The sequence below is a fragment of the Lysinibacillus sphaericus OT4b.31 genome (assembly GCF_000392615.1).
GTDB lineage: Bacteria > Bacillota > Bacilli > Bacillales_A > Planococcaceae > Lysinibacillus > Lysinibacillus sphaericus_B.
Map to the genome: position 1 here is coordinate 1 of NZ_KB933437.1, position 1806 is coordinate 1806.

Annotated in this window: 1 protein-coding gene; it reads right to left on the bottom strand. The window is 34.6% G+C overall.

What is annotated here, in order from left to right:
* Positions 1–261 precede the first annotated feature (261 nt).
* On the bottom strand, positions 262–1155 hold the full coding sequence (locus H131_RS22620; protein WP_010861461.1) for a patatin-like phospholipase family protein: 894 nt from the start codon (positions 1153–1155) through the stop codon (positions 262–264).
* Between the last annotated feature and the right edge of the window lie 651 nt (positions 1156–1806).

Sequence of the window (1806 nt, forward strand, 5' to 3'; positions counted from 1 at the left end):
AAAATTTTGTTTCGTTCACGCACCGAAGTTTGCTACTAAAAACTTTATTGATTACGTTTTGCTTGTTCAGTTTTCAAGGTTCATTTATTTAACTCGTAAGAGCTAACTTTTATATAATAACATGTTATTGAGATAATGTCAAACAGTTATTTTATTTTTATATTCTCGTAGTTGCATGTCTTAACAGCAACTTTTATATAATAGCATCAATATTATATATCGTCAATAGTTTTTATCATTTATTTATAATAATAGTAGTTTTCATATTCTATACCTCGGCCAGTTCTTTAGAAATTGTATAGTACGATTTCTTCCTATCTCCATCAAGGTTTCCTTTGTCTCTTCATTCAAATCAAATTGTGTAGCACTATAATCATCAACAGGAATAAAAATAATATCCCTTTCATGTCTTCTTGAAATATATCTTTCATCATGCGCACCCTTCATTGTTGCAAATAACGCTTCAAATAAATTTAAGCCATTTTTTATTTCGTGCGGGCATTGTTCTTCGCTACTACGGCTAAGTTTAAGACCTATTATCGGTCGCACCTTACGTCCATCGCCATCATCAAATATCCATAAAGGAAAATTACTTAATACCCCACCATCTACAATAACAGATTCACCCTTACCTGTTTTTAAAGTAACTGGTTCAAAGAAAAATGGTATTCCACAGCTCATCCGTAAAGCACATGCTACCGAAAAATTTTTTGCATCGATTTGATATTTATGCAAATCATCTGGTAACACAATCATCCTACCATTGGTTAAATCGGATGCTACTAATTTCAATGAATCTTTAGGTAAATCGTCAAAAGTATAAACTCCTTTAACCGCTAATTTTTGAAAGAACCATTTTTCTAATGCTTTTCCTTTATATAAACCTAAATGATTATATACATTAACCCATTTCATAAACGGCAGTGGTAGAAATGTTTTGCGAGGATCTAATAATGAAGGCACATCTAACTCTTCTAACATACTTTCGATCTCTTTTCCACTATATCCAGCAGCAATGAATGCAGCTAATATGGCCCCAGCACTCGTCCCGGCAACCCTCTTAAATCGGAAATTTTGATCTTCTAGTACCTGATACGCCCCAACCAATGCAAAGCCCTTTAAACCCCCACCCGAAAAAACGCCATCAATCCACAAAATTCCCTCTCCTTTTTTAAGTAATCTTTACATTATAAGAATCAAATAAAGGAATTAGAACTTAAAAAGGAGATTGATGTCAAATTAACGATAGATTTCACTTCTATAAAATAGAAGACAATTCTAATAAACAAAAGAATTCAGCTCTGTTAAGTACAGCACTAAATCCTAGCTACTTGTTTTAATTGCTAATGATAGTTTACCTTTTGGGTTTTCAATCATTCCATTTACTGTGGACATCCTAGCATTTCTACAATAAATAATAATTGTTGTTTTAGTTACAGCAATGTTTTGGGTGCGCTCATTTTGTTTTTTTCCAATAAATGAGTTGCCTCAATTACTGGCATGAGCGGGTTAATTCGTTGCCTCTTCGCTTTCGGACAGAAATAGCCGATAAAATGTACACTAGTTGAATGGAGCGCGGGCGGCGACTTCTGCGGGAATAGCATGGGCTGAAGGCCCCGCAGGGGCGTAGCGATGAGGAGACTGAAGCCATCACCCGCGAAAAGCGTCTGCCGTAGTGGAAAGCAACGGCTTCATAATAGATACTTCTATAGTCTGAAACAACGAGAAACTATTATTTTATAGTTTCCGGTTGTTCATTATATATATCATTTTATTTTCTTAGAAAATAAAAAAACAGCCAGCTAT